This is a genomic window from Janthinobacterium sp. SUN211, from assembly GCF_030587315.1.
GTDB lineage: Bacteria > Pseudomonadota > Gammaproteobacteria > Burkholderiales > Burkholderiaceae_D > Janthinobacterium > Janthinobacterium kumbetense.
Genome location: NZ_JAPWIC010000002.1, coordinates 245,207 through 262,857 on the forward strand (window position 1 = coordinate 245,207; position 17,651 = coordinate 262,857).

The window sequence follows — 17,651 nt, forward strand, 5'->3', positions numbered from 1 at the left end:
GAGAAAGAGGGACGATGGCGGCCATGCTAAAGCAAAACGCACAGGCCGGCAATCGCCGGGCTTGCCAAACGGGTTTGCGAAGCGGGTTTGCCAAATCGCCAGGCGAAAAAAAGCCACCTTCCGTAGAAGGTGGCTTTCGGGGCCGCCGGGAGGCGCTGGCAGCTTTTGGTCTGCCAGCCCTGTCCCTGCGTATGCGGCCAGTCGCGCCGTCGCCTGCGCGGATGGCCGCCGGACATTACATCATGCCGTCCATGCCGCCCATGCCGCCCATACCACCCATGCCGCCGCCCATGCCGCCGCCTGCTTTGTCGTCAGCGATTTCGCAGACCATGCAGTCGGTCGTCAGCATCAGCGAAGCGATCGAAGCGGCGTTTTGCAGCGCCGAACGGGTCACTTTGGCTGGGTCCAGGACGCCCATTTCAACCATGTCGCCATACGTGCCGTTGGCAGCGTTGTAGCCGTAGTTGCCCGAGCCAGCCAGTACGGCTGCCACGACGACCGAAGCTTCTTCGCCAGCGTTTTGCACGATCATGCGCAGTGGCTCTTCCATTGCGCGCAGGACGATCTTGATACCAGCGTCTTGATCAGGATTGTCGCCCTTGACCGTGATGTTGGCGCGTGCGCGCAGCAGGGCTACGCCGCCGCCTGGCACGATGCCTTCTTCCACGGCAGCGCGGGTTGCGTGCAGTGCATCTTCAACGCGGGCTTTTTTCTCTTTCATTTCGACTTCGGTGGCTGCGCCAACCTTGATCACGGCAACGCCGCCAGCCAGTTTGGCGACGCGCTCTTGCAGTTTTTCACGGTCGTAGTCCGAGGTCGCTTCTTCGATCTGTACGCGCACTTGTTTCACGCGTGCTTCGATCGAGGCAGCTTCGCCGGCGCCATCGATAACGATGGTGTTTTCCTTGCCCACTTCGATGCGTTTCGCTTGGCCCAGTTCGGCCAGGGTCACTTTTTCCAGGGTCAGGCCGACTTCTTCAGCGATCACTTGGCCGCCGGTCAGGACAGCGATGTCTTCCAGCATGGCTTTGCGGCGGTCGCCGAAGCCAGGGGCTTTCACTGCACAAGTTTTCAGGATGCCGCGGATGTTGTTCACAACCAGGGTCGCCAGCGCTTCGCCTTCGATGTCTTCCGCGATGATCAGCAGTGGACGGCCAGCTTTTGCGACTTGTTCCAGTACCGGCAGCAGGTCACGGATGTTCGAGATTTTCTTGTCGCACAGCAGGACGAATGGGCTGTCCAGTACGGCAACTTGTTTCTCTGGGTTGTTGATGAAGTATGGCGACAGGTAGCCGCGGTCGAACTGCATGCCTTCAACGATGTCCAGCTCGTCGTTCAGCGACTTGCCGTCTTCTACGGTGATGACGCCTTCTTTGCCGACTTTTTCCATCGCTTCAGCGATACGCTCGCCGATCGAGTAGTCCGAGTTCGCCGAGATCGCGCCAACCTGGGCGATTTCCTTGGTCGTGGTGCAAGGACGGGCGATTTTCGCCAGTTCTTCGACGGTGGCTGCAACAGCTTTGTCGATACCGCGCTTCAGGTCCATCGGGTTCATGCCGGCGGCAACGAACTTCATGCCTTCGCGCACGATGGCTTGTGCCAGCACGGTCGCGGTGGTGGTGCCGTCGCCGGCGTTGTCGCTGGTGCGGGAAGCAACTTCCTTGACCATTTGCGCGCCCATGTTCATGAGCTTGTCTTTGAGTTCAACTTCTTTCGCTACCGACACACCATCCTTGGTGACGGTAGGGGCGCCGAACGAGCGCTCCAGGACCACGTTGCGGCCTTTCGGGCCCAGCGTTACTTTGACTGCGTTGGCGAGGATGTTGACGCCTTCGACCATCTTGGCGCGCGCTGCGTCGCCGAATACTACTTCTTTAGCTGCCATGTTCAATTCTCCTGAGTTTCGGGATGTATCTGTCTACAACGTGGAAACAATTACTTGACGACGATCGCCATGATGTCTTCTTCGCGCATGACCAGCAGCTCATCGCCGTCAACTTTGACGGTTTGGCCGGCGTACTTGCCGAACAGGACGCGGTCGCCCACTTTGACATCCAGAGGACGGACTTTGCCGTCGTCGAGAATCTTGCCATTGCCTACGGCAAGGACTTCGCCTTGATCCGGTTTTTCAGCAGCTGCATCAGGAATGATGAGGCCGGACGCAGTTTTGGTTTCCTGGTCGAGGCGTTTGACGATGACGCGATCGTTCAATGGGCGCAGATTCATACAAAACTCCTTAAAGTTCAATGGATAGGTGTTGCTAAATGAATACATGCCTGGCGCAGCGCCAGGCGTGCTTTCAGTGACCGCCGTTGAAAGCAGCCCGCAACGGTCAAGCAAACCCCATGTCATCGAGTGCGTGCCGGCGCTGGGCAGTGGTGGCATCGCGGCGTCGCCCGCCGCGTAGCGTTCCCTGCTGTTGTCCGGCATACACCATCATGTCCTGAGGATTGCTACGAAAGAGTTTGTTAGCACTCTCTACTAACGAGTGCTAATTATAGGGACGCTAAGGGTCAACTTCAAGGGCTTATTCAAGGGGAACATATAGATAGATGCTGAGCAGAGCCTGCATCTACACAGGGTTTGCGCCAGCACAAGCCTCGTTCCCGGGCGTCAGCAACAGGCGCGACTCTAGCATGTCGTTCGGAGAGGGGGCGTTCCTGTACGCACAGGAAACAGAGTTTGACTATGAAATTTGATAAGATGATTGCAATTGCATATCAATATCGCCACATATCACCGCTCGCGCCAGAAAGAAACCATGCCATTCCCGCTTTCCCGTCCCGCCCTGCGCCTGCTGGGCGTCACCGTCACCGTCATCGGCCTCGCCTGCCTGGGCAATGCCGCCGCGCAAACGCCCACCATCGTCGATGAAATCACCGTGGCGGCCCTGACCCCGCTGGAAAAGAACATGCTGCTCAATGACTTGTTCAACGACTTGAACAAGGATGACGACGACCAGGAAGCCCATGTGTGGGACAACGGCGGCGACCGCGGCATGCTGGTGAAAGTCACGTATAACTTCAGCAACTCCGGCATGACGGAACACAGCCTGAAGGCGCACGTCTGCCGCGACCTGAAATTCGTCGTCACGGCGGCTGGCAAGTCGCAGGACCTGAGCCGCCGCACCTGTTCGCAAAACAGCGGCAACTGGGATGTGCAGGGCAAGGATCCAGCACCCGTCGTGTATCCGCCATTCCTGTCCGACGTGACCATCGCCAAGCTGAATGCGAAGGAACAGAAAGCCTTGCTGACGGCTGCCGTGCGCACCTTGAAGGATGAAGAGGATGGCAAGACGCGCCAGTGGAGCAACAAGGGCCTGGGCAATGCGGTGCCGCTGGCAGTGCGCCTGACGCCTTCGGGGACGGACGCCAAACCTGGCAGCTACCGCAGTACTTGCCGCGACTTGACGATGGTGCTTGACGGCAAGAGTGGACAACAGACGCTGACGCGCCGCTCTTGCGAAAACCGCTATGGCGGACTGGATATCGAACCCGATTACGTCGACGAGTAAAACGCTGCCATCGCGGCGCTGGCGGATGCGTGCAGATGGCGAAAAGCGCCGGAAAAAGCGTGTATTGTCCGCCAACTGCCCTGCATTGATGTAAATATGTGTGACAGCGGCGTGATTCGATTGACGCCCATGGAGCGTCCGCCCTATAGTGGCGGGATGATTTCCGAATTCAACGAATTATCCGACAAAATAGGCCTGCTGGCCGAAATGACCCATGCGCTGCGCCGTGAAAACGCGCAATTGCGCAAGGACAATGCCGCGCTGGCCGCCGACAACGCCCTGTACGTGCAACGCATGCGCGATGCGCAGGAGCGGGTGGAAGCGTTGCTGGAAAAAATTCCCGAACTGGTGCAAGCTGGCCTGGAGCAAGCCGCTTCGGAAGCGGGCGCCTATATTGCCGAGAACGAGAAGGAAGCGTAATGCCGCGTGTCGATGTCAATATCATGGGCCAGTCCTACAGCATGGTGTGCCGCGACGGCGAAGAGCGCGCGCTGCGCGAAGCGGCGATCTATCTCGATAGCAAAATGAAAGCCATCCGCGACGCGGGCAAGGTCAAGGGCAACGACCGCATCGCCGTGCTGGCCGCCCTGGGCGTGGCTGCGGAATTCCTGTCCGTGAAGTCGCCGCAAGGTCCGCTGTCGGAATTGACGATACTGGAAGTGAAGCAGAAAATCTCGGCCATGCACACAGTATTGGATAGTGCGCTGACGCCCCAGGAAAACCTTTTTTAAGCGCGTACGCGACGATTTGTCTTTGCGATGCGCGATCAAAGGAGTAAACTTGGGTCTACCCTGCGGTGTTCGCGATTGCCATATATTCCTTGAACCATTTATGCGCATCGGTTGCGAATTTTGTTTGATGGGAGTGAGCGTCGCTCGTTCGACGAACCCGAAATTGAACTAACGTGACCACCTTGAACCGTTTGGTTCGGGATGCCGGCATAGCGGCACAGGCGGGGCCCAATTTGCAGTACAAAGAAAACGGTTGCAGCATCATGCTCAGCCGTTTTTTTACGCCTGTTGCTTTTGATAGGGAGTGAACATGAAACAATACTGGCTGATGAAATCCGAACCCGATGAAGTGAGCATCGACGACCTGATGGCCGCGCCGCAGCACACCATGCCGTGGTTTGGCGTGCGCAACTACCAAGCGCGCAACTTCATGCGCGATGGCATGCAGCCGGGCGATGGCGTGCTGTTCTACCATTCCAGCTGTCCGCAGCCGGGCGTGGCGGGCGTGGCCGAAGTGGCCAGCGGCGCGTATCCCGATCACAGCCAGTTTGAAGCGGGTGGCAAGTATTTCGATGCCAAGGCCACGCCTGAACAGCCGCGCTGGATCAGCGTCGATGTGCGCGGCCTGAAGAAGACGGCGCTGCTGCCCCTGTCCGAGATGCGCCAGATGCCGGAGCTGGAAGACATGCTGCTGCTGAAGAAGGGCAGCCGCCTGTCGATCACGCCCGTGACGCCGGCGCAATGGAAAGTCATTACCGGCAAGCTGAAAGCCTAGACTTCGACCCGGTTGCGGCCATTCTGCTTGGCCCGGTACAGGGCCTGGTCGGCGGCGGCCAGCAATGCTTCCGGCGTTTGTCCTGCGTCACTCAAGGCCAGGCCGATGCTGGCCGTGACCAGGCCGCCGCGCGACGGCGCGTGGGCGATGGCGGCCGCGGCGATCGCTTCCTGCATCTTCTGCGCCACCGCCAGGGCGCCCGGGCCATCGGTGGCGGGCAGGATGGCGGCAAACTCCTCGCCGCCGAAGCGGGCCGCCAGGTCGCTGGCGCGCGGCAGCGCGGAATGCAGGGCCGCCGCGATCTGCACCAGGCACGCGTCGCCATACGGGTGGCCGAAGGTATCGTTGAGGCTTTTGAAGAAATCGATATCGATGATCAGCAGCGCCAGCGCTTGCTGGTTGCGCGCGGCCCGCTGCCACTCCAGCTGCAGGGTCTGGTCGAAGCAGCGCCGGTTGGCGATGCCCGTCAAGCCATCCGTCAGCGACAGCTTTTCCAGCTTGTCATGCGCCGCGCGCAAGGCCAGTTCGCTTTGCATGTAGCGGCTTTGCAGGGTGGCCGAGCGCAGCGCGTGGACCGTCAGCGCGACAAACAGGGCGCTGGCCGCCAGGTAAAAATTCTCGCGCAGCACGACGAATCCCAATCCCAGCAGGGCTGCCGTGAAGAAGATGGGGCTGAAGTTGTCAATCAGCAAGGTCAACGGCCGCGGCGGCCGCGCCGCCTCTTCCTCGCCCGGCTGCACGCGCATGGCCAGCACCGCCAGCAGCAGGAAAGGCATGCTGGGCAGTATCTCGCTGGGACCGGATTCGGCCAGCGCGTGCAGGGTCAGGTAATTATAGGCGCCCGCGCAGGCGGCGTAGCACCACAGGAACACGCTGAGCAGCAGGTAGAAACGCCCTTGTGCGCCATCGCGGCGGTGCGCCAGCAGGCGCAGCGAGGCGCAGCAGGCCAGGACGAGGTTTTCCACGTTGTACGTCGTCACCAGCAGGCTGGCGGGTATCGGCGCGATCGAGCGCTGGTCGAAGGGCGAGACGGAAAAGATGGCCGTGTAGGTCAGGTAGGCAGCCAGCAGCACTTGCACGGCGTCCAGCCATTGCAGGGTGCGCGAAGGGTGGCGGTCGCTGACCGAGGAAATGGCCAGCAGCAAGGGCGCGCCATACATGAAATAGGCAAAATCGGAGAAATACGTCGTGTCGGACGCCACATGGCCGCTCAGGTCTTGCCAGGCGGAAAGGGCCATGCCCACGCTCCAGAACAGCATGGCGGCCGCAAACAGGCCCCAGCCCGTGCGCACGACGCCGGGTGCGCTCAGGCTGGCGTTGCGGCAGCAGGCGGCCAGCGCCAGCAGTGGCGCCGTCACGCCGAACAGGTAGCTTACGGCGGGACCGCGCGTCCCGGCCCAGGCCGTCAAGGCCAGCTGCGCCAGCACGTAGCCGCTCGCCAGCGCCAGCCAGAATGTCGTGGTCTTCCTCGCATACTGCATGGATGGGACTCCCCGCTCGAATTGCCAACACAGCATGATTGCATGCCTTGCTCTTGTTGCAGGGTAAAGCGATCATTGCGCTATCGCAAGTGAAGATTCATTCCGCAAGGAAATTGTGCTGCTTTGAGGGAAAGGTTGCCGGAGGAGGGGGATGGCGCGCCTGCCTGGCGCGCCATCGGGGGAACAGCGGTTTTACGTGTTGGCGGGGCGGGCCTTGGTGGGCGGCGTGCCCATCACCTGGCTTTTATACGCCCACACGAGCAGCGCGATGGCGCCGACGATCATTGGCAAGGACAGCATCTGGCCCGAGGTGATCGGCACGCCCAGCCACACGACTTCCCAGTCCGGCGTGCGGAAGTATTCCGTGAAGAAGCGCGCGCAGCCGTACAGCAGGGTGAACATGGCGCCCACGGCCATGCGCGGACGCTGCTTGCGCGCATACAGCCACAGGATGATGAACACCAGGATGCCGTCGACCAGCATCTGGTAGATCGGCGACGGGTGCACGGGATACGGGATGCCCGGCCATTGCATGGCCCATGGCAGGGTGTCCGGGGCGATGCGGCCCGGCAGTTCGGCATTGATGAAGTTGCCCAGGCGGCCGGCCGCGTAGCCGAGCGGCACCAGCGGCGCGATGAAGTCGAGCACGTCGAACAGGTTGCGGCCCGCCTTGCGGCTCCACAGGTACATGGCCAGGATGACGCCGAGGAAGCCGCCGTGGAAGGACATGCCGCCATGCCACACCATGAAGATCTCGAGCGGATTGTGCAGGAAGTATTCGGGGCGGTAGAACAGCACTTCGCCCAGGCGCCCGCCGATCACCACGCCCAGCATGCCGTAGAACAGCATGTCGTCGAGGTCTTCCTTCTTCCAGCCCAGCACGGCGATATGCGGCTGCTTGATGCGCACGCGGCCCAGGATAATGAACAGGGCGAAGGCCAGCACATACATCAGGCCGTACCAGTGCACGGCGAGCGGGCCGATCTGGATGGCTATCGGGTCGGGCATCGGGTGTATCAGCATGGGGTTTCTTTCTTTGTTTAAAGCTAAGGTTGCGTAGTATGGGGGCGCTTGCGGTTTTTTGCCTTAGCGGCCACTTAATTTAACTGGCAGTACCGCCGATCTGCTTGCGCAGCAGCGCCAGAAAACCTTGCAGCACGGCGGACGGATTGTCGCGGCGCCAGGCCAGGCCCGTTTCCACCAGCGGCGTGGCGTCCTGCAGCGGCCTGTATTCTACGCCCGGGCGCATCAGATTCGATACCGATTGTGGCACAAGCGCGATGCCCATGCCAGCCGAGACGAGGCTGACGATGGTTTGCATCTGGATCGCTTCCTGGCCGATCTGCGGCGTGATGCCGGCCGCGCGGAACACGCCGAGGATGGCGTCATGCAGGGCGGGCGAGATCGCGCGCGGGAAGATGATCAGGGGCAGGGCCGGCACGTCGCGCAGGCGTACGGGGCCCGGCGTGTTCAAGATGTCGAGGCCGGACGGCGCGGCCAGCACCAGCGGTTCGGCCAGCACGGGCAGGTAATCGAGTTCCCCCTTCGCCTTCTCGGGCAGGGGCGGGATCAGCAAGCCCGCATCCGTGCGCCCGGCCAGCAATTCGTCCAGCTGCAGGTCGGACGTGGCTTCCTGCAGCGCGATCTGCACCTGCGGATAAGCCGTCTGATACGCGCGCAGCAGCGGCGGCAGCACGCTGTAATCGGCCGAGGAAACAAACGCCAGGCTCAGACGCCCCGCCTCGCCCTGCGCGGCCCGCCGCACCAGCGCCGGCAAGTCCTGCGCCTGGGCCAGCAGCCGGCGCGCCTCGGGCAGCAGGGCGTTGCCGGCCGGCGTCAGCTGCACCTCGCGCCGGGTGCGCACGAACAGGGGCGCGCCCAGCAAGTCTTCCAGGGCCATGATGGTTTGCGACAGGGGCGGCTGCGTCATGTGCAGGCGCGCGGCGGCGCGGCCGAAGTGCAATTCCTCGGCTACCGTGACGAAATAGCGAAGTTGTCGTAATTCAAGATTCATATGCATTTCCATGCTGATCGGATGCTGTGATACATAAAACGACTCACAGACACGTGCATCATATATTTGACAGTGGGACGCGCGCAAGGCAATCTGGCGTACCCCCACTGCATGCAGGGTTTTACTGCAAATTTTTCTGTAAGCCCGCACAGTCAGGCACCAACACTTTTGGAAGGTCCATCATGCCGCAATACCGCTCCCGCACCACCACCCACGGCCGCAACATGGCTGGCGCCCGCGCCCTGTGGCGCGCCACCGGCATGAAGGATGGCGACTTCGACAAGCCGATCATCGCCGTCGTCAACTCGTTCACCCAGTTCGTGCCCGGCCATGTGCACCTGAAAGACCTGGGGCAGATGGTGGCGCGCGAAATCGAAGCGGCCGGCGGCGTGGCCAAGGAATTCAACACCATCGCCGTCGATGACGGCATCGCCATGGGCCACGGCGGCATGCTGTATTCGTTGCCGTCGCGCGACCTGATCGCCGACTCCGTCGAATACATGGTCAACGCCCACTGCGCCGACGCCATGGTGTGCATCTCGAACTGCGACAAGATCACGCCGGGCATGCTGATGGCCGCCATGCGCATCAATATCCCCGTCGTGTTCATTTCCGGCGGGCCGATGGAGGCGGGCAAGGTCGTCAAGGTGGTCAACGGCACGCAGAAGATCATCAAGCTGGACCTGGTCGACGCCATGATCAAGGCGGGCGACAGCACGGTGTCCGACGCCGACGTGGCGGAAATCGAACGCTCGGCCTGTCCGACCTGCGGTTCCTGCTCCGGCATGTTTACGGCCAACTCGATGAATTGCCTGACCGAGGCCCTGGGCCTGGCCCTGCCCGGCAACGGCACCATCCTGGCCACGCACTCGGACCGCCAGCAGCTGTTCCTGCGCGCGGGCCGCCTGATCGTCGAACTGGCCAAGCGCCATTACGAGCAGGACGATTACAGCGTGCTGCCACGCTCGATCGCCACCAAGGCCGCGTTTGAAAACGCCATGGCGCTCGACGTCTCCATGGGCGGCTCGACGAATACCGTGCTGCACTTGCTGGCCGCCGCGCACGAAGCGGAAGTGGCATTCACGATGGCCGATATCGACCGCATCTCGCGCAAGGTGCCGTGCCTGTGCAAGGTGGCGCCGATGACGGACAAATACCATATCGAAGACGTGCACCGCGCGGGCGGCATCGTGGGCATCCTGGGCGAACTGGCGCGCGCCGGCCTGCTCAACACGACCCTGCCGACGATTCACGCGCCCACCCTGGCTGACGCCATCGCGCAAAACGACATCATGTGCACGGACAATCCGGCCGTGCATGAACTGTTCCGCGCCGCGCCGGGCGGCGTGCCGACGCAGACGGCGTTCTCGCAGTCGGAGCGCTTCGCTGCCGTCGACACGGACCGCAGCACGGGCTGCATCCGCGACAAGGCCCACGCGTACTCGCAGGATGGCGGCCTGGCCGTCTTGTACGGCAACCTGGCCGAAAAGGGCTGCATCGTCAAGACGGCGGGCGTCGATGAAAGCATTTTGAAATTCTCGGGCAAGGCGCGCGTGTTCGAAAGCCAGGACGCGGCCGTCGCTGCCATCCTGGAAGACACCGTGCATGAAGGCGACGTCGTCATCATCCGCTACGAAGGCCCGAAAGGCGGCCCCGGCATGCAGGAAATGCTGTACCCGACGTCCTACATCAAATCCAAGGGCCTGGGCAAGGCGTGCGCGCTGTTCACGGACGGGCGCTTCTCGGGCGGTTCCTCGGGCCTGGTGATCGGCCATGCGTCGCCGGAAGCGGCCGAAGGCGGCGCCATCGGCCTGGTGGAAGAGGGCGACTTCATCGACATCGACATCCCCGAGCGCACGATCAACCTGCGCGTGACGGATGCCGAACTGGCCGCGCGCCGCGCCGCCATGGAAGCGAAGGGCGATGCGGCCTGGCTGCCCGTCAACCGCGACCGCTACGTATCGCAGGCGCTGCAGGCGTATGCGGCCCTGACGACGTCGGCCGACCGGGGCGCCGTGCGCGACCTGTCGCAGCTGAAGAAGCGCTGATTTGTTGCGCAGGTAAGACAGCCGGCCCCGATCTGCTGCGCGGGGCCGGCTGTCGTTACATCGCCTTACAAACAACATGGTCATGGGCGCGCAGATGGGGCAGAATATGACTGCCTCTCGTCTACATTGCGTTACTACATTGAAACGCTTGATCTGGGCTCGTGGTGCATCTGCGGAAACACAGTAAAATGCCGCAGGAAGTAACTTTGGAGAAAAGACAATGAAACGTTTTATGTTGGTGAGTGTATTGACCGTATCGGCTCTGGCATCGCAAGCAGCGTTGGCCAATCCGGACCTGGCGAAAGCAAAAAACTGCATGGCTTGCCACGCGGTGAGCACGAAACTGGTGGGCCCTGCGTTCAAGGACGTGGCAGCCAAGTACGCTGGCCAGAAAGACGCGGAAGCCAAGCTCGTGGCGAAAGTCATGAAGGGCGGTTCCGGCACCTGGGGCGCGATCCCGATGCCAGCGAACCCGCAAGTGAGCGATGCTGAAGCCCACACCCTGGTCAAATGGGTACTGGCACAGAAATAATCTGTGCCGCAGTACCTGCAGTCAGCGCGCCGGCAATCCCGGCGCATTTTTTTTGTCTGTCGCCTTCAGATTGCCCATGCCTTCCAGTGTCGCCCGCACGGCCTCGTCGAGCGGCGTATGCGCTTCCTGCCCCAGCACGGCCAGCAGCCGTGCATTGTCCATGGACAGGGGCGTTTGCCACAGATAGCGCATTTCGCGCATTTCGCGCAGGGTGGCCACGAACGGCGACGCCAGCGCCACCAGCCACCATGGAAAGCGCCGGATGGCGGGCTTGGCGCCCGTCGCCTGCTCCACCGCGCGGGCAATCGCGCCCGTCATTTGCCGGCCGTCGTGGTCCCAGTGGCCCGCCATGTGAAAGCGCGCAAAGGCGGGCAAGGTAGCGCGCATGGCCAGCAATCGCACCATCGTGCGCGCCACGTCGGGCAGGTAGGACCACTGGTGGCCCACGCCGGGCGCGCCCGGATACAGGATGCTGCGCACACTCTGGCCCGGTTTCACCAGCCCCTGCGAAAACCAGTTGTTGCCGGCGCGGGGGCCGAAGAAGTCGCCCGCGCGCACGATCAGGACCCTGGCGCCCTGCGTGGCGGCCCGTTCCAGGCGCGCTTCCAGTTCCACGCGGATGGCGCCCTTGCGCGTCAGCGGGCGCTGCGGCGCGTCCTCTGTCAAGACAGGAAAGGCGTCGGGGCCGAAGTTGTACACGGTGCCAGGCAGCACGATGGTGGCGTTTTCGGCAATCGCCGCGGCGATGGTGTTGTCGAGCATGGGCAGCACCAGCCGGCCCCAGTGGCGGTAGCCGGGCGGGTTGACGGCGTGCACGATGACGGCGCAGCCTTTCGCGGCCGCCAGCACGTCCGCGCGCGACAGCGCATCGCCGCGCAGCCATTCGACGTGATCGCCACGTGGCGACGGCGTTTCTCCCCGCGTCAGGGCGCGCACCTGCCAGCCCGCCGCCAGGAGCTGGCGCACCATCTCGCCGCCGATGCCGCCCGTGGCGCCCAGTACCAATGCCGTGTTTTTCGTGTTTTCCATCCTGACCTCCGTGTGGTTGATGGAGCCAGTATCTGCCGCGCAAGGTTAATTGGGAATTGACGAGCATCGACCACAGGCTATACATTTATGTATGATCAATTCGATTGCCTGGGAATACTATCGTTCGCTGCTGGCCGTGCTGAAGCACGGTTCCCTGTCCGGCGCGGCCCGCGCGCTGGGCATCACGCAACCCACCGTCGGCCGGCATATCGCCGCGCTGGAACAGGCGCTGGGAGCGACCCTGTTTACGCGCTCCCAGCTGGGCTTGCTCCCCACGGAAGTGGCGCTGGCGTTGCGGCCCCATGCGGAAACCATGGAGCACACTGCCGCCCTGATGGAGCGTGCCGCCAGCAGCCAAGGGCAGGGCGTGGCCGGCGTCGTGCGCATCGCGGCCAGCGAAGTGGTGGGCGTGGAAGTGCTGCCGACTATCCTGGCCCGGTTGCGCGCGCGCCATCCGGACTTGACCATTGAATTGGTATTGAGCAATAAAGTGCAGGATTTGCTGCGCCGGGAAGCGGACATCGCCGTGCGCATGCTGCGGCCCCGCCAGGAACAGCTGGTGGCGCGCAAGGTGGGGGACATTGAACTGGGCCTGCACGCGCACGTGGATTACCTGGCGCGGCACGGCATGCCGCTGGCACTGGCCGACCTGGCGCGCCATGCCGTCATCGGCTACGACGAAGCGAGCCCCTTCGTGCGCAACGCGGGCGCCGCCTTCCAGGGATTTTCGCGGGAAAACTTTGCCTGGCGCAGCGACAGCGATCTGGCGCAACTGGCCCTGATCCGCGCGGGCGCGGGTATCGGCGTGTGCCAGGCGGGGCTGGCAGCGCGCGATCCGGCCCTGCGGCGCGTGTTGCCGCAGGCGTTTGCGCTGCCGATGGAAACGTGGGTCACCATGCATGAAGACTTGCGCGGCAGCCTGCGCTGCCGCGCCACCTTCGACGCGCTGGCCGAAGGATTACTGGCTTATGTGGCCGGACAGCAAGAACCGTAGCGAGCGGATGTGAGTTGTGGCTGAGAAGCGGAGCTGTGCGAATGCACAGTGAGCATCGCAGGCCGCAAATCGCGCCGCGCAGTAGGTTCTATTATTTGACCACTTCCATCTTGGTCTTCTTGCCATCTCGATATGTAAACAAGGTCAGTGCGCCATCCTTGATGTCGCCGTTGGCATCGAACGAGATCGGGCCCGTCACGCCCTGGTAGTGCACCTTGGCCAGGAATGGCAGGTAGACGGACGGTTTCGACGATTTGGCATCGGCCATGGCGGTGGCCATGGTCATCACGGCATCGTAGACGTAGGGCGCGTACAGCTGCACTTCCATGTTGTACTTTTGCTTGTAGCGGGCGCGGAAATCGTCCATGCCTTTTTGCTGCGCGCCCGTCACGCCGCCCGCTTCCGCGCAGGTGACCATGTCTTCGCCCACGGCGTCGCCCGCCAGCTTGCCCAGCGGTTCCGTGCACAGGCCGTCGCCGCCCATGAATTTGGCCTTGATGCCCAGCGCCTTCATCTGGCGCAGCATGGGGCCGCCCACGGAATCCATGCCGCCAAAGAAGATCAGGTCGGGATTTTTCGACTTGATGCTGGTCAAAATGGCATTGAAATCGGTCGCGTTGGCATTGGTAAATTCCTTGCCGACAATTTGCACGCCGGGCGCCGCCTTCTTGGCGCCCTTGACGAATTGTTCCGCCACGCCCTGGCCGTAGGCCGTGCGGTCATCGATGACGGCGATTTTCTTCGCCTGCAGCTTGCCCACGGCATACGCGCCCAGGGTGCCGCCCAGCTTGTTGTCATTGGCCACCACGCGGAAGGCCGTGTTGAATTTTTGCTGGGTATACGTCGGGTTGGTGGCGGCAGGCGAAATCTGCGGAATGCCGGCATTGAAGTAAATGCGCGAGGCGGGAATCGTCGTGCCCGAATTCAGGTGGCCGACGACGCCGTTGACCTTGGCGTCGACCAGCTTTTGCGCCACGGCCGTGCCCTGTTTGGGATCGGCCGCGTCATCTTCGGGCACCAGCACGAATTTCACGGCTTTGCCGTCGATCTTGAAGCCTTTGGCGTTCAAATCCTCGATGGCCATCTTGGCCGCGTTCTCGTTATCCTTGCCCAGGTGGGAGCTGGCGCCAGAGACCGGGGCGACGTGGCCGATCTTGATGATTTCCTGCGCGCCCGCATGGCCGGCAAAGGCGAGGGCGACGGCGAGAGGAAGGACTTTGGTCTTGAGCAGCATAAACATTCTCCAATGGATAAAGATACGGCGGCGTCTCGTGAAAACCGCTTCGAGGGGCGGTGCATTTGAAGAAGGTACAACAAAAAACAGGCGGCGCAAAGCCGCTTTTTGGGCTTTTTGCATTTTGTCGCAACAATCACCAAAGTGAGGCGCGATGCACCGATTTCGCAGGCGCGAGCGCACCAAAGAATGGCGTTGGGAGGGATACAGGTGTAGAGAAATCAGGCCAAATATGCCTAGTAAACTGACAGCACCTGATAAAACCGTAGCGAGCGGAAGGGAGAGGTGGCTGAGAAGCGCAACCGTACCAGGGTACGGTGAGCATCGCAGGCCGCCTATACCGACGCGCAGTAGGTTTTTGCAGGTGTCTTAGTGTGCGGGAGGGTGCAGGTGACCTAATTCATGGCTGACGGCATGCGCGACGATCTGTTCCAGAGACTGCTGCAAGTCTTCGCGCAGGGCGCCGCGCATGCCGATCAGGGCGTTTTGCAGGGCCGTCTGCAGGACGTGGGCAATGCGCTCTTCCAGCAGGTGGTCGATCTTGCCTTGCACCTGGTGCAGGATGCGCTGCGTCAGGCGCTGTTCGATGGCGTCCCAGTCGGGTTGCACTATGCTCGGGGGCAACACCGGCGCTTCCTCGACGGCAGGCGCAGCCGCAGCTGGAGCGACAGGTTCCGGTACTTCCGGCCCCAGCAGTACTTCCGTCAGCAGGGGGATGCCCTGGTCGAATGGTTGATCACTCATGACTTGCCTGCCACGAAGTGGGTCGGTTGCACGTTTTGCTGGCGGTAGTGCAGGAAGCGCTGGCGGCCCGCTTGCGCATCTTGCTCATCCATGGAGACGATCTCGAAGACGCGCTGGAATTGCGCGTAATTAGCGGGCGGCAACTGCGACAGGTTGACGAGGATGTCGTGGTGCGGCAAGTCCGTCGTTGCGTCATCGGTCAGGATGATGGGCGTCTGCGCCGCCAGCGGATCGCCGGCCAGCACGTGGGGCAGGAAATCCGTGGCGGAAATGGTCCACATGGCGCTGTTCAAAGCGTCGAGCTGGGCGCCATCTTGCGCCAGGACGACGACCTTGTTGCCGGCCATATAGGCCTTGCGCGCCAGGCGGCAGGCGTAGGCCAGCTTGTCCGGCACGTTGCTGTGAAAATCGACGCGGCTCATGGCGGACTCAGGCGGCCATGCCGCTGTGGCGCAGCAGGGCGTCGATCGATGGTTCGCGGCCGCGGAAGGCCGTGAACGATTCCAGCGCGGGGCGCGAGCCGCCGACGGACAGAATTTCCTGCAGGTAACGCTTGCCCGCCGCCGTGGTGGCGGCAGGCCCCAGCACCTTGGCTTCCTCGAACGCCGCATACGCGTCGGCGGACAGCACCTCGGCCCACTTGTAGCTGTAGTAGCCAGCCGCGTAGCCGCCGGCGAAGATGTGCCCAAAGGAATTCTGGAAGCGGTTGAACGGCGGCGGGATGAGCAGCGAAAACTTGGCGCGCACGCCGTCGATCAGCTGCTGCACGCTCTGGCCCGTGCTGGCATCGTAGTCATAGTGCAAATGCATGTCGAGCAAGGAGAACTCCACCTGGCGCAGGGTTTGCAGGCCGGACTGGAAATTCTTGGCCGCCAGCATCTTGTCGTACAGCGCGCGCGGCAGCGGTTCGCCCGTGACGGCATGCGCCGTCATGTGCTCGAGCACTTCCCATTCCCAGCAGAAATTTTCCATGAATTGCGATGGCAGTTCCACGGCATCCCATTCGACGCCGGCGATACCCGACACGCCCAGCTCGTCGACCACCGTCAACATGTGGTGCAGGCCGTGGCCGAATTCGTGGAACAGGGTGATGACTTCATCGTGCGTGAACAGGGCTGGCTGTACCTTGCCGTCGACCACGGCTGGTTCCGTAAAGTTGCAGGTGAGATAAGCGATTGGCGTTTGCACGTGTTGCGCGTCGGCGCGGCGGCCGCGCGCGTCGTCCATCCAGGCGCCGCCGCTCTTGCCCGCGCGCGCATACAGGTCCAGGTAAAACTGGCCGATCAGCTTGCCGTCGCGCTCGATGCGGTAAAAACGCACATCCTTGTGCCAGACGGGCGCCGTATCCAGCTTGATCTCGACGGCGAACAGGTTCTGGATCTGGCGGAACAGGCCGTCGATCACCTTGTGTTCAGGGAAATACTGTTTGACTTCCTGGGCCGAGAACGCGTAGCGGCGTTCCTGCAGCTTTTCGGAAGCGTACGGCACGTCCCATGCTTGCAGTTCGGCAATCCCCAGTTCTTCCTTTGCGAATTGTTTCAGTTCTAACAAGTCTTTCTCGGCGAACGGGCGCGCGCGTTGGGCCAGGTCTTCCAGGAAAGCGATGACTTGCGCGGGCGAAGTGGCCATTTTGGAGACCAGCGACACTTCGGCGAAATTGGCGTAGCCGAGCAGTTGTGCCTCTTCGTTGCGCAGTCGCAACAGGGTCACGATGTTCTGCGTGTTGTCCCACTCGTCCTTCTTGCTGAAGACGTCGCCTTGGTCCGATGCCTTGGTGGCGTTGGCGCGGTAGATGGTTTCGCGCAGCGCGCGGTTGTCGGCAAATTGCAGGATCGGGTAATACGAGGGGAAGTGCAGCGAGAATTCATAGCCTTGCTTGCCCGCCTTGTCGGCGGCGGCGCGCGCGGCAGCCTTCACGTCGTCGGGCAAGCCGGCCAGGTCAGCTTCGTTCTCGACCAGCAACTTGTAGTCATTGGTGGCGTCGAGCACGTTTTCGGAAAAGCGCGTCGACACGGCCGCGTGTTCTTCCTGGATGGCGCCGAAGCGCTCTTTCTTGTCCTCGGGCAACTCGGCGCCGCCCAGGCGGAAGTCGCGCACGGCATTGTCGACGATGCGCCGGCGCGCCGGCGACATACTGGCGAAAGCGGGGCTCGCTTGCAGTTGCTTGTATTTGCCGAAGAGGATGTCGTTCTGCTCCAGTTCGGTCCAGAATTCCGTCACCTTGGGCAGGTTCGCATTGTAGGCGGCGCGCAGTTCCGGCGTATCGACCACGCTGTTGAGATGGTTGACGATGCTCCAGGCGCGGCCCAGGGTTTCGTCGATCTGGTCCTGTGGCGTGACGAAGTTCTCCCAGCTCACTTCTTCCATGGGCGCTTCCAGCTGCACCACCGTGGCGCGCGCCTGGGCCAGCAGGGTGTCGATGGCAGGCGTGACATGCTCGTGTGTGATCGCGTCGAAGCGTGGCAGGCCGGAAAAATCAAGCAGGGGGTTGGTATTCATCGTCGGTTCGTCCATTCTGTCTTCATATATGGAGCGCCTGAAAAATGTTCAAGGCC

At 62.3% G+C, this 17,651-nt stretch carries 17 protein-coding genes and 1 other RNA gene; 8 read left to right on the forward strand and 10 right to left on the reverse strand.

The window, feature by feature from the left end:
* Nucleotides 1-235: 235 nt before the first annotated feature.
* Together groL and groES are read right to left on the reverse strand one after the other, a co-directional pair.
* Entirely contained in the window at nt 236-1,885 is a 1,650-nt protein-coding gene (groL, locus tag O3301_RS06755) for a chaperonin GroEL (protein WP_034786546.1), read from the reverse strand.
* 50 nt (nt 1,886-1,935) lie between these two features.
* The gene (gene groES, locus O3301_RS06760) at nt 1,936-2,226 is read right to left on the reverse strand and encodes a co-chaperone GroES (RefSeq protein ID WP_010400979.1); all 291 of its coding nucleotides are present in this window, start codon (nt 2,224-2,226) and stop codon (nt 1,936-1,938) included.
* Nucleotides 2,227-2,761: 535 nt separating this feature from the next.
* On the opposite strand from groES, the gene O3301_RS06765 reads away from it, so the two are divergent.
* The 5 genes from O3301_RS06765 (at nt 2,762) to O3301_RS06785 (ending at nt 5,020) form a co-directional block, all read left to right on the forward strand.
* The gene (locus O3301_RS06765) at nt 2,762-3,514 is read left to right on the forward strand and encodes a hypothetical protein (RefSeq protein ID WP_305055966.1); all 753 of its coding nucleotides are present in this window, start codon (nt 2,762-2,764) and stop codon (nt 3,512-3,514) included.
* Nucleotides 3,515-3,670: 156 nt separating this feature from the next.
* The gene (locus O3301_RS06770) at nt 3,671-3,934 is read left to right on the forward strand and encodes a DUF904 domain-containing protein (RefSeq protein WP_289903818.1); all 264 of its coding nucleotides are present in this window, start codon (nt 3,671-3,673) and stop codon (nt 3,932-3,934) included.
* Nucleotides 3,934-4,245, forward strand: coding sequence for a cell division protein ZapA (locus O3301_RS06775; RefSeq protein WP_034747344.1), 312 nt, complete (start codon nt 3,934-3,936; stop codon nt 4,243-4,245). The genes O3301_RS06770 and O3301_RS06775 overlap by 1 nt, the downstream gene beginning before the upstream one ends.
* 54 nt (nt 4,246-4,299) lie before the next feature.
* Nucleotides 4,300-4,477: non-coding RNA, 6S RNA (ssrS, locus tag O3301_RS06780), on the forward strand.
* A gap of 78 nt (nt 4,478-4,555) precedes the next feature.
* Nucleotides 4,556-5,020, forward strand: a complete 465-nt coding sequence (locus tag O3301_RS06785) for an EVE domain-containing protein (RefSeq protein ID WP_099666763.1) — start codon at nt 4,556-4,558, stop codon at nt 5,018-5,020.
* Here the strand turns inward: O3301_RS06785 and O3301_RS06790 are convergent.
* The 3 genes from O3301_RS06790 to O3301_RS06800 all read right to left on the reverse strand — a co-directional run bounded on the left by O3301_RS06790 (nt 5,017) and on the right by O3301_RS06800 (nt 8,515).
* Nucleotides 5,017-6,537 (reverse strand): diguanylate cyclase, encoded by a 1,521-nt coding sequence (locus O3301_RS06790; RefSeq protein ID WP_305055967.1) that lies wholly within the window; start codon nt 6,535-6,537, stop codon nt 5,017-5,019. The genes O3301_RS06785 and O3301_RS06790 overlap by 4 nt on opposite strands.
* Nucleotides 6,538-6,693: 156 nt before the next feature.
* A complete protein-coding gene (lgt, locus tag O3301_RS06795; RefSeq protein ID WP_077408057.1) occupies nt 6,694-7,524 on the reverse strand; it encodes a prolipoprotein diacylglyceryl transferase in 831 nt (276 codons plus the stop codon).
* Between the two features lie 79 nt (nt 7,525-7,603).
* Entirely contained in the window at nt 7,604-8,515 is a 912-nt protein-coding gene (locus tag O3301_RS06800) for a LysR family transcriptional regulator (RefSeq protein WP_289911280.1), read from the reverse strand.
* 182 nt (nt 8,516-8,697) lie between these two features.
* Between O3301_RS06800 and ilvD the strand changes: the two genes are divergently transcribed.
* Nucleotides 8,698-10,563 carry a dihydroxy-acid dehydratase gene (gene ilvD, locus O3301_RS06805; RefSeq protein ID WP_289898712.1) on the forward strand — a complete coding sequence of 622 codons (1,866 nt, stop codon included), beginning with the start codon at nt 8,698-8,700 and terminating at the stop codon, nt 10,561-10,563.
* Nucleotides 10,564-10,783: 220 nt separating this feature from the next.
* A complete protein-coding gene (locus O3301_RS06810; protein ID WP_099666767.1) occupies nt 10,784-11,095 on the forward strand; it encodes a c-type cytochrome in 312 nt (103 codons plus the stop codon).
* Between the two features lie 21 nt (nt 11,096-11,116).
* On the opposite strand, the gene O3301_RS06815 is transcribed toward O3301_RS06810, so the two are convergent.
* A complete protein-coding gene (locus O3301_RS06815; protein ID WP_305055968.1) occupies nt 11,117-12,124 on the reverse strand; it encodes an NAD-dependent epimerase/dehydratase family protein in 1,008 nt (335 codons plus the stop codon).
* 91 nt (nt 12,125-12,215) lie between these two features.
* Between O3301_RS06815 and O3301_RS06820 the strand changes: the two genes are divergently transcribed.
* Nucleotides 12,216-13,118: a LysR family transcriptional regulator gene (locus O3301_RS06820; protein WP_305055969.1), complete on the forward strand. Its 903-nt coding sequence runs from the start codon at nt 12,216-12,218 to the stop codon at nt 13,116-13,118.
* Nucleotides 13,119-13,209: 91 nt separating this feature from the next.
* Here O3301_RS06820 and O3301_RS06825 read toward each other — a convergent pair whose 3' ends face one another.
* From O3301_RS06825 to O3301_RS06840, 4 genes are all read right to left on the reverse strand, one after another.
* Complete coding sequence (locus tag O3301_RS06825; RefSeq protein ID WP_070257968.1) at nt 13,210-14,352, reverse strand: branched-chain amino acid ABC transporter substrate-binding protein; 1,143 nt, start codon at nt 14,350-14,352, stop codon at nt 13,210-13,212.
* A gap of 369 nt (nt 14,353-14,721) precedes the next feature.
* Nucleotides 14,722-15,096, reverse strand: coding sequence for a hypothetical protein (locus O3301_RS06830; RefSeq protein ID WP_289911277.1), 375 nt, complete (start codon nt 15,094-15,096; stop codon nt 14,722-14,724).
* A complete protein-coding gene (locus O3301_RS06835) occupies nt 15,093-15,518 on the reverse strand; it encodes a DNA polymerase III subunit chi (RefSeq protein ID WP_305055970.1) in 426 nt (141 codons plus the stop codon). Before O3301_RS06835 ends, O3301_RS06830 begins: the two co-directional genes overlap by 4 nt.
* 7 nt (nt 15,519-15,525) lie before the next feature.
* Complete coding sequence (locus O3301_RS06840) at nt 15,526-17,610, reverse strand: M3 family metallopeptidase (protein ID WP_369812176.1); 2,085 nt, start codon at nt 17,608-17,610, stop codon at nt 15,526-15,528.
* Nucleotides 17,611-17,651 lie beyond the last annotated feature (41 nt).

What these genes read in the sequence shown, in the direction of transcription:
- groL (WP_034786546.1), bottom strand. Translation starts at nt 1,885, where the DNA reads ATGGCAGCTAAAGAAGTAGTATTCGGCGACGCAGCGCGCGCCAAGATG.
- groES (WP_010400979.1), bottom strand. Translation starts at nt 2,226, where the DNA reads ATGAATCTGCGCCCATTGAACGATCGCGTCATCGTCAAACGCCTCGAC.
- O3301_RS06765 (WP_305055966.1), top strand. Translation starts at nt 2,762, where the DNA reads ATGCCATTCCCGCTTTCCCGTCCCGCCCTGCGCCTGCTGGGCGTCACC.
- O3301_RS06770 (WP_289903818.1), top strand. Translation starts at nt 3,671, where the DNA reads ATGATTTCCGAATTCAACGAATTATCCGACAAAATAGGCCTGCTGGCC.
- O3301_RS06775 (WP_034747344.1), top strand. Translation starts at nt 3,934, where the DNA reads ATGCCGCGTGTCGATGTCAATATCATGGGCCAGTCCTACAGCATGGTG.
- O3301_RS06785 (WP_099666763.1), top strand. Translation starts at nt 4,556, where the DNA reads ATGAAACAATACTGGCTGATGAAATCCGAACCCGATGAAGTGAGCATC.
- O3301_RS06790 (WP_305055967.1), bottom strand. Translation starts at nt 6,537, where the DNA reads ATGCTGTGTTGGCAATTCGAGCGGGGAGTCCCATCCATGCAGTATGCG.
- lgt (WP_077408057.1), bottom strand. Translation starts at nt 7,524, where the DNA reads ATGCTGATACACCCGATGCCCGACCCGATAGCCATCCAGATCGGCCCG.
- O3301_RS06800 (WP_289911280.1), bottom strand. Translation starts at nt 8,515, where the DNA reads ATGAATCTTGAATTACGACAACTTCGCTATTTCGTCACGGTAGCCGAG.
- ilvD (WP_289898712.1), top strand. Translation starts at nt 8,698, where the DNA reads ATGCCGCAATACCGCTCCCGCACCACCACCCACGGCCGCAACATGGCT.
- O3301_RS06810 (WP_099666767.1), top strand. Translation starts at nt 10,784, where the DNA reads ATGAAACGTTTTATGTTGGTGAGTGTATTGACCGTATCGGCTCTGGCA.
- O3301_RS06815 (WP_305055968.1), bottom strand. Translation starts at nt 12,124, where the DNA reads ATGGAAAACACGAAAAACACGGCATTGGTACTGGGCGCCACGGGCGGC.
- O3301_RS06820 (WP_305055969.1), top strand. Translation starts at nt 12,216, where the DNA reads ATGATCAATTCGATTGCCTGGGAATACTATCGTTCGCTGCTGGCCGTG.
- O3301_RS06825 (WP_070257968.1), bottom strand. Translation starts at nt 14,352, where the DNA reads ATGCTGCTCAAGACCAAAGTCCTTCCTCTCGCCGTCGCCCTCGCCTTT.
- O3301_RS06830 (WP_289911277.1), bottom strand. Translation starts at nt 15,096, where the DNA reads ATGAGTGATCAACCATTCGACCAGGGCATCCCCCTGCTGACGGAAGTA.
- O3301_RS06835 (WP_305055970.1), bottom strand. Translation starts at nt 15,518, where the DNA reads ATGAGCCGCGTCGATTTTCACAGCAACGTGCCGGACAAGCTGGCCTAC.
- O3301_RS06840 (WP_369812176.1), bottom strand. Translation starts at nt 17,610, where the DNA reads ATGGACGAACCGACGATGAATACCAACCCCCTGCTTGATTTTTCCGGC.